The sequence below is a fragment of the Lascolabacillus massiliensis genome, assembly GCF_001282625.1.
GTDB lineage: Bacteria > Bacteroidota > Bacteroidia > Bacteroidales > Dysgonomonadaceae > Proteiniphilum > Proteiniphilum massiliensis.
This window is the reverse complement of record NZ_CTEJ01000001.1, coordinates 21,817-35,599: the sequence shown is the minus strand read 5'-3', so window position 1 is coordinate 35,599 and position 13,783 is coordinate 21,817. Positions and strand designations below refer to the sequence as shown.

Here is a 13,783-nt window from a genome sequence, read left to right as displayed (position 1 = left end):
TTTAATGATTAAAGAAATTGCTAACCCCTGTTTAGCCAGGGTGCAGGGTTTATTTTAGTTGTTTTTTGCCATAATTGGAAATGCATTCTTGATACACCGGTATCAGGATCTGTAAAAATTCGTCCTAATGATTGTCCGGCTTTCACTTTATCACCTTGTTTCACATAAAGATCATATATGTTAGCATAAAAAGTATAATAATCACCATGACGCACAATCACACATGTGTTTGAACCTGGGAAAGAGAACACCTTTGATACCTCTCCATCAAAAACAGCTCTAATATCAGCACCTCTCTCAGCCTGAATATCAACACCATTACTATTTGTTGTGACATTCCATTCACTATGACGTTTTGTGCCAAAATTACCTACAATTGTAGATGCTCCGGTAACCGGCATAGGTAGTTTACCCTTATTTGCAGCGAAATCTTTTGAAAGGTTGAAAGTCTCAGCTGACACTCTGCTTGCATTGGGATCGATTCGAGGAGAGGTGCCTGTTCCGGGAGATGCAGTTTCAGTTTTGGCAGATGACTCAGAACTTTTAGGAGTTTTTGTATCTGCTGCAGGCTTGGCTGCCTGTTTTTTTGCTTCTGCTAATCGCCTTGCCTCCTCTTCACGCTCCTGACGGGCTACTTCTTCAGCTATCAATTTCTCAATTTGAGAGTTCAACTGATCAGCTTGTCGCTGTTTTTGCTGAAGTGCTTGTCTCAACTCTCTCTCCTTTCCTCTGGCTTGAGTAATTTCTGACTGTCTAATTTTCTCCTCACTCTCCAGTTTTTTACTCTCCTCCTGCAATGCAAGCAGCGATTTCTCCTTTTCTGCTTTTGCTTTTATCAATGCATCCTTTTTTTGTGCAATCTGAGCATTTTGTTTCTTAATCTCTTCTGCTTGTGATCTTTGCCATTTGGAGTATTCTCTTAGATATTGTAATCTTCTTAATGATTCCCCAATTGACTTACCTGAAAGTACAAAAAGTAGTTTATTTTGTTTGTGCTTATGATTAAGCATTCCTTTTATAGCAGTGGTATAATCCTCCTGTTTCTTTTTCAGTTCTCTGTTTAGTCTCTCTATTTCAGATTCGAGACGTTGTTCTTCCTTTTGTAAAGCCTCTATCTCACTTCTTTGTACATTTATCAGCTCTCTGCGAGATGCAATCTGTTTATTTATAAGATTAATACGATCCAGTATGGTTGTAGTTTGCTTCTTAACATCCAGATATAGTTTATTGGTGTTTTTAATTTCCTCCTGGATAGCCTTCTGCTGTCTTTGAAGGTTTTCTATCTGTTGTGTCTGAGAAAACAGTAATAGTGTAAACGAATAAAATAGTGAAATTAGTAGTAACTTTTTCATTATTCCGACGCTATGATTTTAAGAATTTCATCCAAAGAGGTTTTGCTGTAACTTTCAGGTACCTGAGATGTAATTTGAACCGGTACATTTGTCACAATCTCAGAAAAAAGAAATTCAGCATCAATCTTCCTTGATTTAGAGGTAATAACTGCATTCATCTTGTGTGGAAATGAATTATTCCCCAATATAGCAAAATTATCGTATGCCCACTGCAGAGATTGCTGTTTTTTATATTGCATTAGATGTGTAAATGTTATTCTGTCATTCCCATTTACTGTAAAGGAATATTCAATATCAGATTCAGGATCTTTAGAGGTTAAATAATAGTTTAGATCTGAAGTTTGAGTTATGTTAAACTTACGATAATCTGAATCCTCAACACTGCTTTTACCTGAAACAAATGGTGAGTTGGTAAGTATTGACTGCAAAGTATAGAAATCAAAGCCTACTGGATATTTTTCTTTTAATGAGATGAGAGACTCTTTAACATAACGTTTGTTCATCCTGTCAAGGATAAGAATATTATTGGGATCGATATACAAACGCACTACCTCAACACCGAATAATGGTTGAACTGATATCAGTATTGCACTATCTTTAATCATCCTGAGATTAGCCCTGGAGCTTACAGATCTTGTGCCACTGGTTAAGCTCATATTCAATCTTGAAGAAAAGGTATTGAAGTCGAATGTATTAGTATTTATATCACTAAATAACTGGTTATTCTCTTTATCCTCAACCGGCTTAGTTGAATATATAATTCTCTGTTTTGGCTTACAGGCTGTTACAGCAATCATTACCAGAAAAGAGAAAATAATTATATTTTTATAATTGACCCATTTCATTGTTCTACAAATTAAAAAAGAAATTTACAATTTTCCTCTTCTTATTTTTCTTTTTAGTGTTTTTGAATCCCCTCCAAGTTCTCTTGCTTTTTTCCATTGAACTACAGCCTTTTCTTGTTCACCGTTCATAAACAAGACATCGCCGTAATGCTCATAAACTTCGGCAGATGGCTCATCGCTATATTCAATAGCTTTTTCGATATATATCTTCGCCATTATGTATGAGCCCTGTTCAAATAATATCCAGCCATATGTATCAAGATAAGTTGGATTGAGTGGCTCTAACTTGACAGTAATACCGCTCATCTGCTCTGCCTTATCGAGATCTCTCTTTTCCAGAGACAAATAATAACTGTAATTGTTTAATACCGGAAGATTCTGAGGGTTCAGTTTTAAGGCTTTTTCATAACTGTCAAAAGCAACCTGTTTATTTTTCAGGAAGTAGTTAAGATCTCCTATCTGTCCATAAAAGTCGGACTCAAGCACAGGGTTATTAAAGTTGGCACTATCTAAACCTGTCTCAAATACTCTTAATGCTTCTTTGTAATTTCCTTGTTGAAAGTTTACAGCACCCAGATAGTAATAGAACTGAGGTTCACCCGGCAGATATTTTAAAGCTTTTATTGTCACCTCTTTTACTTTATCGAAATCCTCCTCTGGTAGTGCTGCACGTATAACCTGCTCATATCCTGCAGGGTTTTCAGGGTTTTGATTTATAAAGATCTCGAATTGCTCAATTGCACTTTTTTTATCACCCTGCAGATATAAAACATTCCCATAAATCAAGTTTATCTGAGTATTATTGGGATGTTGTTCAAAAAGGGATTCAAATAGAGGATTTGCCTCTTTTATATCCTGTTTGTTCTGTTGTAGTATGCTTAAATATCTTGTTAGAAGCTGGATTTTTGTATCCGCCTCCATAGATGAACTTGTTATAGCCTTTTGTATCTCAGATTGTGCAGCATCTCTGTCGTTTGTCTTTTCATAATAATTTACGAAGGATAATATCAAAGCCGGGTAATCAGGATCTATTAATTTTGCCTGATCATAATAATTCAAAGCATTGTCTACCTGGTTATCATCCATGTACAGATCTCCCATCAATATAAGATATCTTATATCATCAGGATTTTTGTTTATTATCTGCTCTATCTCCTGAAAAGCCTTTTCCTTGTTATCCAGCATTGAATAAAGGCGAAATTTGTTTAGTGCCAGAGACTCTGAAACACCTACACTTTTCTCCAGTTCATCCAACTGACTTATTGCTTTTTCGAGTTCTCCATTATCTGCATATGCATTGGCCATTTCGAAAAGAAGTTCAGGTTTATCAGGATACAGTTTAATAAGACCTTCATAGATATCTACAACCTCCTGTTTAAGTCCAAGTTCCTTGCTCAGACCGGCAAGCATCATGTTATAATAGTAGTTTGTCTTATCATAACTTACTGCTTTTTTATAGAATTCGAGGGCTTTATCTTTCTCTTGAAGTACATTGTAAAATGTGCCTAACTCAATTAAAACATTTGCGTTGGTAGAATCTAGAGAATAACAGTGATGAAAAAGGTCTATTGCCTCATCATACTTACCCTGAGCTTTTGAATTCAATGCTTCGTAGAAATAATAATCAAACTTTCTCTTATCATCATTGAATGGTAAATCATCATTACTTTGCTGAGCAAGGGAATCAAGAGAAAATAGCAGTGCCCCTATGAAGTTTATTGAGAAGAAGAGATATAATTTAATTTGAGAATTTATATAAGTCATACTTAGTTATTTATTTTTTCCCCGTATGTCCAAAACCTCCGTCACCTCTCTCGGTCTCATCAAGCTCATCAACTTCAACCCACTCAACTCGTTCATGTTTGGCAACTATCATTTGGCATATCCTCTCGCCATCGTTTATTGTAAAATCCTCATTTGAAAGATTAGCCAAAATGACTTTAATCTCTCCTCGGTAATCTGCATCTATTGTGCCCGGGGCATTTACAATGCTTATACCATGCTTAATTGCAAGTCCACTTCGTGGCCGTATCTGTGCTTCATATCCATTTGGCAGCTGAATATAAATACCTGTTGGTATAAGTGATCTTTCTAAAGGTTTCAATACAACAGGATTTTCCAGGTTTGCTCTCAAATCCATACCGGCAGAGTGAATTGTTGCATAATCGGGTAAAGAGTGTCGAGACCTGTTTACTATTTTAATTTCCATTTTGTTATTTCTATTGTTCATGTATTATTGCGTGACTACTGTTATGCACGTTTTAAAAGTGAAGTCGATATATTATTAACCTGCGAATTTATAAAATTCTGAGGAATTAGCTTGCAAATTGATAAACTTTAAGCCATTGCTATTCAAAAGAAATGATAAATAATATATCTTTGTACCTATGAGTAGACATGATGATCTTTTGGCTAGATTACGCCAAACGCTGGACGAACAGGGAATTGATTCGTTTCATATATTAGAGGATCTTGTGCCTATTGAGGAACAGATGGAGTATTTCCGCTACTTTGATAAGCTGCGGAGAGAAAATAATACATTTAACAGAGATGAAGAGGTCTCTATTCTTTTCTCTCCAGACGAGAGTTTAGAACGTAAAAAAAAGAGTCTTACACTTCTTGCATCGATTCCTGATGTTGGTGCATACCGTTCAATTGAAACATATCACAGCAGTCCGTTAGACCCTGACTTATCTCACTGGTCATCCATGGCTTTAGTCAGCAGCAGAATTATTTTAAGTTCGGATCTATCCGGACAACAGCAAGTTTACATCTCATCGGGACTTGGAGGACAGGATAAGCGACTACGTTTCTTCTCTCTTTTCACCACCCACAACAGAGAAAATTTAACTGACTTGCAGAAAGAGATCGTTGAAAGAGAGTTCACTTTTCAATTAAAAAAGGCAGAAGTTGAGATCGAAAAATTAGAGATTAAGGAAAATTACTTTACCATTCTTATACTTTTTCCATTTGACAAAGATGTGAAATCAATTCTTAATTCTGCAGTAGAAGAATGTAATCAATATGGAGATTTTCTTGATACAAAGTTTCTTTTCACTAATGTTAAAATATTGAGTGAGACAGAAATAGACGGTTTGTTGAAGAAAAAATAATGTATTAATATAATTATAATGATAGTTGCTTATAAAAAATTTATTTCAACTATTCAGTTTGTTCTTTTATTGTCATTTTCTCCCCTGTATACTCAGAATATACCATTTACTCCACCAGTATATAACTATACAACTAACAACTACAGGGCAGGGAACCAGAATTGGTCAGTAGCGCAAGACAAACAAGGTGTTGTTTATTTTGGGAACAATAATGGTTTGTTAAGTTTTGATGGTACAAACTGGTTTCTCCATTCACTACCTAATAACCTTTCTGTTAAATCAATATTTATAGATAGCGTCAAATCACCTGAAAGAATTTATGTAGGCTCATTTGAAGAATTTGGGTATTTCGAAAAAGATGAAACAGAAACTCTGATTTATCACTCATTAAAAGAGAAAGTAAAAGACTATAACTTTCATAATGATGAGATTTGGTCTATCCACCTTTTAGATAACTCTGTATATTTCCAGTCTTTCTCTAAAATATTTGTATACAATGGTAATGATATTGAAGTATTAGATCCATATCCCGCTGTATTATATTTCTTTCCAATCGATAATATTACATATGCTCAGTTAATTAATTCAGGACTTGCTGTATTTAATGGAAACAATATTTCACCAAAAACAGAGATACTGTTTATTGAGTAATTTCTATTATTTTATAGAGTAAAGAACATTCAGCTCATTATTTCGTTTTACCGATGTTATAACTATTTTTGCAGCTATAATTCAACTCGGTATGAGCGAAACTAATAATTTGATGGAGACACTGGGAATTACATTCACACATCTGTCCAGTGGAAAAGTAGAGGCTGTTATGCCCGTCACTAAAAGTGTATGTCAGCCATTTGGTATATTGCATGGAGGTGCAACTATTGCACTGGCAGAATCTGTTGCAGGCCAGGGTTCACTTTTTTTATGCACTCAGGATGAAAAGCCTGCAGGTACACAGGTGAGCTGTAATCATTTATCTGCAGTAAAAGAGGGAGATACTGTTCATGCCACCGGAACAATATTACATTTAGGCAAAACTACCCATTTATGGAATATAGATATTACCACTTCGGGTGGTAGATTAGTTTCATCTGTAAGGGTTTTAAACACCATACTAAAATAAAATGACCTTAAAGAACAGTTACCAAAAATTAGATTCACTTATAGAAAACGATGCCTGTTTTGCAATTTACAGGCTGCCTAACGAGTCATCGCCAAAGTTTGTAATGCAGAATAATGGTGAGATAAAACATTTCTATGATATAGAAGAGTTAGAAGAAAACAGAGGGTTTGTTATAGCTCCTTACAAGATAAAAAAAGAAACACCTGTTCTTATTATAAGACCTGATTGTACTAACTTAAATGATGCGGTAATTCCCGACAGACAAAATCCTGGAGTCGGATCAGAAAGATTCAAGCTTGACAACATTAACAGAAACGATTATAACAGACTGTTCGACCTGTTTTATATGCCATTGAAAGATGGGACTTTAAAAAAGGTGGTACTATCTCGTAGTAAGTCATTTGCCAGAAACAGAAACTTTTCTCCCGGAGCAAGTTTTTACAAGGCAATGGAAAAATATAAAAATTCCTACGTGTTTCTTTTCCACACTCCGATAAGCGGAACATGGCTGGGAAGTACACCGGAGATTCTGCTCTCAGGCAGGGGTAACTCATGGCATACTGTAGCACTTGCAGGAACTCAGTATCAGGTAAAAGAAAAAATATCGTGGGATGATAAAAACCTGAGAGAGCAGCATCTGGTAACATCATATCTTCTGAATCAGCTTTCATCCTTTAATATAAAACCCGAGATAAATGGTCCATATACCACAAAAGCTGCTAATCTTGCGCATTTGAAGACCGACCTTGATTTTACTTTACCTGAGAATGTTGGTCTGGGGAAGCTTATAAAATCACTTCATCCAACACCTGCAGTTTCAGGGTTGCCCAAAGAGGAGGCATTCGGATATATTGACATGTATGAAGGATATGATCGCCGATATTACACCGGATTTATAGGGATGATGAACAAAAGCTCTGATACAAACTTATATGTAAACCTAAGATGCATGGAAATAGGGAAAAGTTTGCTTACTTTGTTTGCCGGAAGTGGATTAGTTACCTCCTCAAACAGCAGAGATGAGTGGAAGGAGACGGAGCAAAAACTTAAAACAATGGCTAGTATTTGTTAATTAAGGCTTACAGATGTATTCAGATAAAAAAAGTGTTTTGGAACTTGTTGCTTTATTAAAAGCACACGATATAACTCAGGTAGTGCTGTCTCCCGGTTCAAGAAACTCTCCACTAATTCATTCATTTGCAAATGATGCTGACTTTACTTGCTATAGCATTGTAGATGAACGTAGTGCCGGTTTTTTTGCACTGGGAATTATACAAGCTACAGGCAAACCAGCAGCTGTTTGCTGCACTTCTGGCACTGCTACTCTTAACCTGGCTCCTGCTGTAGCTGAAGCATATTATCAGGAGCTGCCTCTGCTTGTATTGAGTGCTGACAGGCCTCAGGAGTGGATAGGTCAGATGGATGGGCAGACAATACCTCAGATCGCTGTTTTTGGAAAATTGGTAAATTGTTCTGTGCAGCTGCCTGTTGTAAGAAACAGTAGTGACTTATGGTATTGCAACAGGTTGATTAATGAAGCTATTTTAAATCTGGATAACAGAAGAAAGGGTCCTTCACACATCAATATTCAGTTAGAAGAGCCACTATTTAATTTTAATGTAGAATCACTTCCGGATACAAGGGTGATTCGCAAGTCTTCTCAGGAGTTCAAAATATCAGATCAGGATAATTACAGAGAACGATTTTTGAGCTTTGACAAAAAGATGATAATTGTTGGACAGCTTCCTCCTGACAACAATATTTCGGGCATTCTTAATGAATTAAGCTCTGAGTATAATGTGGTTGTACTGTCAGATCATCTCTCAAATATTTCTGACAGGGAAAACAGAGCTTATGAAGTGTTGTTAAGGACATCTACTGAGCAGGAAATGCTTGATTTATCACCTGAACTTCTGATTACAATTGGAGGACATACGGTTTCCAAGAGATTGAAAAATTTTATTCGCAAAGCTAAGGTTATTGAGCATTGGCACATATCACCATCTGGAGAGGTTATAGACACATATATGAGTGTCACAGATGTTATTACAAGTGATAATGAAACATTCTTAAGACATATTTCAGGGGGAACAGATGCCTCATCAATATCCCCGGTATATAAGAATTTATGGAAAGATAGATGTTCTGTTTTTTCAGAACCGGATGCTGAATATTCAGATCTGTATGCAACAGGATTACTTCTGAACTCGCTGCCTGAAAATGTATCACTGCAGCTTGCAAACAGTCACTCCGTCTATCTGGCTCAACTATTTAATCTGCCTGCAGGTACTAAATGTTTCAGCAATCGTGGCACAAATGGAATTGAAGGTTCACTGTCAACAGCTGTTGGATATTCTGCAGCAGTTAACAGTATGACAGTATTGCTTACGGGTGACTTAAGCTTCTTTTATGATATTAATGGGATATGGAATCGTTATATATCTCCCAATTTAAGAATTATGATAAATAATAATGGTGGGGGTGGAATATTTGACACTCTGCCCGGATTAAATAATTCAGAAGCTTTAAATGATTATATTACTGCGGCCCACAACACATCTGTGAAAAGCTGGGCAGAGCAGCAAGGTTTTATATATTTATCAGCAAATAACTCAGATGAGTTACAAAAACAGATTTTAAAACTACTTGCTCCTGAGAGTAAATCTCCTGTAATTCTGGAGGTTTTTACTACTATTGAGAAGAACAGTTTAGAGATAAAATCATATTATCAACAACAGGAAAACAGTAAATTATGACAACAAGGAATTGGACAAAAATAAAGGAATATGAAGATATTCTGTTTGACTTTTACAACGGTATTGCCCGTATAACTATTAACCGTCCCAGATACCGTAATGCTTTTACTCCAACAACTACAGGGGAAATGAGTGATGCACTTCGCATTTGCCGCGAAATGGAAGAGGTTAGTGTTGTTGTTCTAACAGGTGCGGGCGACAAAGCATTTTGCTCCGGTGGGGATCAGAATGTGAAAGGCAAGGGAGGATATATTGGTAAAGATGGCGTTCCTCGCTTAAATGTTCTGGATGTTCAGAAACAGATAAGATCCATACCTAAACCGGTAATTGCAATGGTAAATGGATATGCAATTGGAGGAGGACATGTCTTGCATGTTGTATGTGATCTTACAATCGCTTCAGAAAATGCAATATTTGGTCAGACCGGCCCCAGAGTTGGAAGTTTCGATGCAGGTTTCGGATCATCCTATCTGGCACGTATTGTAGGTCAGAAGAAAGCCAGGGAAATTTGGTTCCTCTGTCGCCAGTACTCTGCACAGGAAGCCCTTGACATGGGTCTGGTAAACAAAGTTGTTCCTTTTGACAAACTTGAAGATGAGGTTGTTGAGTGGGCTGAAGCAATGATGAAGCACAGTCCCCTTGCACTACGTATGATAAAAGCAGGATTGAATGCAGAATTGGACGGACAAGCAGGAATTCAGGAACTAGCAGGTGATGCAACTATGCTCTATTACCTTACCGAAGAGGCTCAGGAAGGGAAACAGGCCTTTTTGGAGAAACGTGATCCTGATTTTAAGAAATTCCCTAAACTACCCTGATCAATAGTTATAATACTGTATGTAAATCAGTAATGTTTAAAATAGAAATTGTACCATATACATTAAAGTTTAAAAACCCTGCCGGCACTTCGCGTGGGGTTTATATTGATCATAAGGTATGGTACATTATTTTTAAAAACTGTAACAACCCATCACACATTGGTATAGGTGAATGTGCTCCACTACCCGATTTAAGCTGCGATTACAGTGATGAGTATGAACAGCAGCTGAAATCGTTTTGCAAGACAGTTGAAGAAAAACAGTTAGTCGACTCAGCCAGCCTTAAAAACTACCCCTCCATTCTTTTTGGTCTGGAAACAGCTATGCGTCATTATCAGCAGCAATCATGGCAGCTCTGGGATACACGTTTCAGCAGAGGAGAAGAGGGAATAAAAATAAATGGTCTAATCTGGATGGGTGACTTCTCTGAGATGAAGAGCAGAATAGAAGCTGCTTTAGAAAAAGGATTCAGATGTATAAAACTGAAAATAGGAGCTATTGATTTCAATAAGGAGATTGAGTTGTTAAAGTATATACGTCAACAATTCACCCCTGAAGAACTGGAACTTAGAGTTGATGCAAACGGAGGATTCAGTTATCATGATGTATTAGTCAAGTTAAATCAACTCGCCGAATTGAATATTCATTCAATTGAACAGCCTATAAAGGCAGGACTTCAGAAAGATATGTCTTACCTGTGCCGGAATTCTTTAATCCCTATTGCATTGGACGAAGAGCTAATTGGAATAAACAGCTATGTGGAGAAAAAGAGTTTACTTACCACTATCAATCCGCAATATATTATCCTTAAACCCTCTCTGCATGGAGGCATAAGCGGTTGTGAAGAGTGGATTTCCATTGCTGAAGAGCTTGGAATAGGTTATTGGATAACTTCAGCATTGGAATCAAATATCGGACTTAATTCAATATCTCAATGGTGCTCAACACTCAACATCAGCATACCACAAGGATTGGGGACAGGATCTTTATACTTGAACAATACACCTTTGCCATTAGAAATTAAGGGAGAATATTTATGGTTTGATCCGGAAGGAAGTTTCCCCGGAATAAATAAAATTATAAATGGATAAGATTAAGATCTCAGGGAAGATTTTTTACAGGGAAGATTTCATGGGAGCAGAGATGCCACTCTACTTTAAAAGCTCAGGTTTCCTTGAGCAGATATACACTTTCCTGAATGAGTGGTTTTCTTTGGATAATAGAATAAAGCTTTTTACTTCAGGATCAACAGGAAAACCCAAAGAGATCATAGTAGACAAACAAAAAATGATTGAAAGTGCTGCTATGACCTGTGAATACTTTAAGCTGAAAGAGAATGACAGGGCTCTGCTCTGTCTTTCTACTGAATATATTGCAGGTAAGATGATGCTTGTGCGTGCAATCTACTGCGGTATGCATATATATCCTGTAACACCAAACGGTAACCCTTTGAGAGAGGTATCATCATCATTTGATTTTGCAGCAATGGTTCCTTTACAGGTATATAACTCACTTAATTCTGAGAAAGAGAGAATACGACTAAGTCAGATTAGCAATATAATAATTGGTGGCGGTGCTATTGATAAAGAACTGGAAGAGGATTTAAAGTTACTTCCCAACTCTCTCTTTTCTACTTATGGCATGACAGAAACATTATCACACATTGCTATTAGAAAGATAAATGGAGAGGGTGTATCAGATTTCTACACCCCACTTTCGGGAGTGAATCTGAAGTTGTCCGACAACAGTACACTTATTATTGATGCACCAAAAATATCTGATGCTCCTATTGTAACTAATGACATTGTTGAACTTCGGGATGACGCCACCTTCAGGGTTATAGGCAGAGTTGACAATATAATCAACACTGGCGGGATAAAGGTTCAGGCTGAAGAGGTTGAAGATACCCTTCAACCGTATCTAAAAGGTAACTATGCAATCAGTTCTGTACCTCACACTAAATTAGGTGAAGCAGTTGTACTGATTGTTGATAATATTGATGATAAATATCAGGCAGAAGAGTATGTAAATAAAATACTGCCTCGATATCAGCAGCCTCTGTATATAATCAATGTGGAGTCAATACCTATGACTGGCAATGGCAAGATTGACCGTAAATCGTTGAAAAAACTTGCTGAATTAAATATAGAGCTATAAAATGAACTATTTTCCTTTAATCTTTTTTCTTAGGTTTAAAGGATCGGGGACTCTTGCCTGAATCAGATCTGGAGCTTCTGCCAGAAAAGGAGCCTCTTTTTTCTCCATTACTCTTTCCGGGTTTGTCTTTACTCCTGGCATCAAATGAACGGCCTCCCTCTCCGGGTCTGCCTGTTTTGTTTTCCCTTTTTGGTCTATCCTCTCTCCAGGGCCTATTTTCTCTTACGGATTTATCCTCTCTTCCGTGACTGCCTTCTCTTCTCTGACTGCTGAAGTCGGTTCTGCCTTGCTCATCCTCCCCCTTTTCAGAGCGTCTTGAACGACGATATCCCTCTCTTGAGTTTCGCTCATTATGATAGTTGTCTTTTCTACCTTGTCTGGAATGATCTCTTTTTTCCTTTGGGAGCTCTTTTCGCTTTCCTGAGAATATTTCATACTCCCGCATTTCACATTCCAGTGGTCCGTTGTATAGAAAAAAGCGCCTGGAATGCTTTAATCCGACTGCATCGAACGACTCTTTACGATAACTGAGAATATATGCCCTGTAGCCTGCAAAAACATGTTTGAATCGTTCACCTATCATTGAGTAAAGTTCATCCAGCTCATCCACTTTTATACGCTCGCCATATGGAGGGTTCGTTATTATAATTCCTGTTTCTGCAGGAGCTTCGGTATATTGCTGTAAAGGCCTAACACTTAATTCGATATAATTCTTGAGACCAGCATTCCTTATATTCTTCTCTGCAATTGAAATCGCTTTAGATGAGATATCAGATCCAATAATAGGATATTTCATCTCTCTGTTGCCGGAATCATCATTATATATCTCACTAAAAAGATCTTTATCAAAGTCGCTCCATTTCTCAAATGCAAAACTTGGACGGTGAATTCCGGGAGGAATACCCAAAGCAATCATTGCCGCCTCAATTAAAATTGTACCAGATCCACACATTGGGTCAATGAATGCACTTTCACCTCTCCAGCCGGATTTAAGAATCATTCCGGCTGCAAGCACCTCGCTTAGGGGCGCCTCAGTCTGTGCGATTCGATAACCACGTTTATGCAGAGATTCTCCGGAGCTATCCAGTGAAAGTGTACATTTGTTATGTGATACATGTATATTCAGCATAACATCCGGGTTTGTCAAACTCACTGAAGGCCGCTTTTCATATCTCTCCATGAACCAGTCGGCTATAGCATCCTTTACCCTGTATGCTACAAACTTTGAATGATTAAAGATATGAGAAAAGACCACTGCATCAATTGAGAAAGTAGAGTTGAGTGAGAGGTAATTTTCCCAGTTAAGCTGTTTAATTGCTTCATACACCTCATCAGCTGTTTCTGCCTTAAACTCATATATAGGTTTCAATATACGCAGTGCTGTACGGCAATGCAGATTAGCCTTGTACATCAAGGCATTATCACCTGTAAATGACACCATGCGAGTACCTATCACTACGTTATCTGCACCTAACCCGATCAACTCTTCAGCCAATACATCTTCAAGCTCTGCCAAAGTTTTGGCTATCATGGGAAATTGTTCGTTCTCTACCATCTGATTTATTTCATTCTATAATAATACTCTGCTATTTGTCATCTAACAGATTTCTGCGATGCAAAGA

General features: G+C 37.3%; 13 protein-coding genes. 8 read left to right on the top strand and 5 right to left on the bottom strand.

Going from position 1 to position 13,783, the window contains the following annotated elements; translation table 11 throughout:
• Nucleotides 1–20: 20 nt before the first annotated feature.
• Genes BN1354_RS00150 through dut form a run of 4 tightly spaced genes read right to left on the bottom strand, consistent with a single transcriptional unit; the run spans nucleotide 21 to nucleotide 4,406 of the window.
• The gene (locus BN1354_RS00150) at nucleotides 21–1,352 is read right to left on the bottom strand and encodes a murein hydrolase activator EnvC family protein (RefSeq protein WP_053825884.1); all 1,332 of its coding nucleotides are present in this window, start codon (nucleotides 1,350–1,352) and stop codon (nucleotides 21–23) included.
• Complete coding sequence (locus tag BN1354_RS00145; RefSeq protein WP_053825883.1) at nucleotides 1,352–2,197, bottom strand: lipoprotein insertase outer membrane protein LolB1; 846 nt, start codon at nucleotides 2,195–2,197, stop codon at nucleotides 1,352–1,354. The genes BN1354_RS00150 and BN1354_RS00145 overlap by 1 nt, the downstream gene beginning before the upstream one ends.
• 24 nt (nucleotides 2,198–2,221) lie before the next feature.
• Nucleotides 2,222–3,961 carry a tetratricopeptide repeat protein gene (locus BN1354_RS00140; RefSeq protein ID WP_053825882.1) on the bottom strand — a complete coding sequence of 580 codons (1,740 nt, stop codon included), beginning with the start codon at nucleotides 3,959–3,961 and terminating at the stop codon, nucleotides 2,222–2,224.
• A 10-nt stretch (nucleotides 3,962–3,971) separates the two neighbouring features.
• Nucleotides 3,972–4,406 carry a dUTP diphosphatase gene (gene dut, locus BN1354_RS00135; protein WP_045090982.1) on the bottom strand — a complete coding sequence of 145 codons (435 nt, stop codon included), beginning with the start codon at nucleotides 4,404–4,406 and terminating at the stop codon, nucleotides 3,972–3,974.
• A gap of 178 nt (nucleotides 4,407–4,584) precedes the next feature.
• On the opposite strand from dut, the gene BN1354_RS00130 reads away from it, so the two are divergent.
• From BN1354_RS00130 to BN1354_RS00095, 8 genes are all read left to right on the top strand, one after another.
• Complete coding sequence (locus BN1354_RS00130; RefSeq protein WP_053825881.1) at nucleotides 4,585–5,310, top strand: hypothetical protein; 726 nt, start codon at nucleotides 4,585–4,587, stop codon at nucleotides 5,308–5,310.
• Between the two features lie 18 nt (nucleotides 5,311–5,328).
• On the top strand, nucleotides 5,329–5,961 hold the full coding sequence (locus tag BN1354_RS00125; RefSeq protein WP_053825880.1) for a hypothetical protein: 633 nt from the start codon (nucleotides 5,329–5,331) through the stop codon (nucleotides 5,959–5,961).
• A gap of 91 nt (nucleotides 5,962–6,052) precedes the next feature.
• On the top strand, nucleotides 6,053–6,430 hold the full coding sequence (locus tag BN1354_RS00120) for a PaaI family thioesterase (protein WP_074010688.1): 378 nt from the start codon (nucleotides 6,053–6,055) through the stop codon (nucleotides 6,428–6,430).
• A 1-nt stretch (nucleotide 6,431) separates the two neighbouring features.
• On the top strand, nucleotides 6,432–7,502 hold the full coding sequence (locus tag BN1354_RS00115) for an isochorismate synthase (RefSeq protein ID WP_045090306.1): 1,071 nt from the start codon (nucleotides 6,432–6,434) through the stop codon (nucleotides 7,500–7,502).
• Nucleotides 7,503–7,515: 13 nt separating this feature from the next.
• Nucleotides 7,516–9,186, top strand: a complete 1,671-nt coding sequence (gene menD, locus BN1354_RS00110) for a 2-succinyl-5-enolpyruvyl-6-hydroxy-3-cyclohexene-1-carboxylic-acid synthase (RefSeq protein WP_053825879.1) — start codon at nucleotides 7,516–7,518, stop codon at nucleotides 9,184–9,186.
• Nucleotides 9,183–10,004 (top strand): 1,4-dihydroxy-2-naphthoyl-CoA synthase, encoded by an 822-nt coding sequence (menB, locus tag BN1354_RS00105; RefSeq protein WP_045090308.1) that lies wholly within the window; start codon nucleotides 9,183–9,185, stop codon nucleotides 10,002–10,004. The genes menD and menB overlap by 4 nt, the downstream gene beginning before the upstream one ends.
• Nucleotides 10,005–10,036: 32 nt before the next feature.
• The gene (locus BN1354_RS00100; protein ID WP_053825878.1) at nucleotides 10,037–11,095 is read left to right on the top strand and encodes an o-succinylbenzoate synthase; all 1,059 of its coding nucleotides are present in this window, start codon (nucleotides 10,037–10,039) and stop codon (nucleotides 11,093–11,095) included.
• Nucleotides 11,088–12,161, top strand: a complete 1,074-nt coding sequence (locus BN1354_RS00095) for an AMP-binding protein (protein WP_053825877.1) — start codon at nucleotides 11,088–11,090, stop codon at nucleotides 12,159–12,161. Before BN1354_RS00100 ends, BN1354_RS00095 begins: the two co-directional genes overlap by 8 nt.
• 16 nt (nucleotides 12,162–12,177) lie before the next feature.
• Here BN1354_RS00095 and BN1354_RS00090 read toward each other — a convergent pair whose 3' ends face one another.
• Nucleotides 12,178–13,716, bottom strand: coding sequence for a THUMP domain-containing class I SAM-dependent RNA methyltransferase (locus BN1354_RS00090; RefSeq protein ID WP_231623054.1), 1,539 nt, complete (start codon nucleotides 13,714–13,716; stop codon nucleotides 12,178–12,180).
• Nucleotides 13,717–13,783 lie beyond the last annotated feature (67 nt).

What these genes read in the sequence shown, in the direction of transcription:
- BN1354_RS00150 (WP_053825884.1), bottom strand. Translation starts at nt 1,352, where the DNA reads ATGAAAAAGTTACTACTAATTTCACTATTTTATTCGTTTACACTATTA.
- BN1354_RS00145 (WP_053825883.1), bottom strand. Translation starts at nt 2,197, where the DNA reads ATGAAATGGGTCAATTATAAAAATATAATTATTTTCTCTTTTCTGGTA.
- BN1354_RS00140 (WP_053825882.1), bottom strand. Translation starts at nt 3,961, where the DNA reads ATGACTTATATAAATTCTCAAATTAAATTATATCTCTTCTTCTCAATA.
- dut (WP_045090982.1), bottom strand. Translation starts at nt 4,406, where the DNA reads ATGGAAATTAAAATAGTAAACAGGTCTCGACACTCTTTACCCGATTAT.
- BN1354_RS00130 (WP_053825881.1), top strand. Translation starts at nt 4,585, where the DNA reads ATGAGTAGACATGATGATCTTTTGGCTAGATTACGCCAAACGCTGGAC.
- BN1354_RS00125 (WP_053825880.1), top strand. Translation starts at nt 5,329, where the DNA reads ATGATAGTTGCTTATAAAAAATTTATTTCAACTATTCAGTTTGTTCTT.
- BN1354_RS00120 (WP_074010688.1), top strand. Translation starts at nt 6,053, where the DNA reads ATGAGCGAAACTAATAATTTGATGGAGACACTGGGAATTACATTCACA.
- BN1354_RS00115 (WP_045090306.1), top strand. Translation starts at nt 6,432, where the DNA reads ATGACCTTAAAGAACAGTTACCAAAAATTAGATTCACTTATAGAAAAC.
- menD (WP_053825879.1), top strand. Translation starts at nt 7,516, where the DNA reads ATGTATTCAGATAAAAAAAGTGTTTTGGAACTTGTTGCTTTATTAAAA.
- menB (WP_045090308.1), top strand. Translation starts at nt 9,183, where the DNA reads ATGACAACAAGGAATTGGACAAAAATAAAGGAATATGAAGATATTCTG.
- BN1354_RS00100 (WP_053825878.1), top strand. Translation starts at nt 10,037, where the DNA reads ATGTTTAAAATAGAAATTGTACCATATACATTAAAGTTTAAAAACCCT.
- BN1354_RS00095 (WP_053825877.1), top strand. Translation starts at nt 11,088, where the DNA reads ATGGATAAGATTAAGATCTCAGGGAAGATTTTTTACAGGGAAGATTTC.
- BN1354_RS00090 (WP_231623054.1), bottom strand. Translation starts at nt 13,716, where the DNA reads ATGGTAGAGAACGAACAATTTCCCATGATAGCCAAAACTTTGGCAGAG.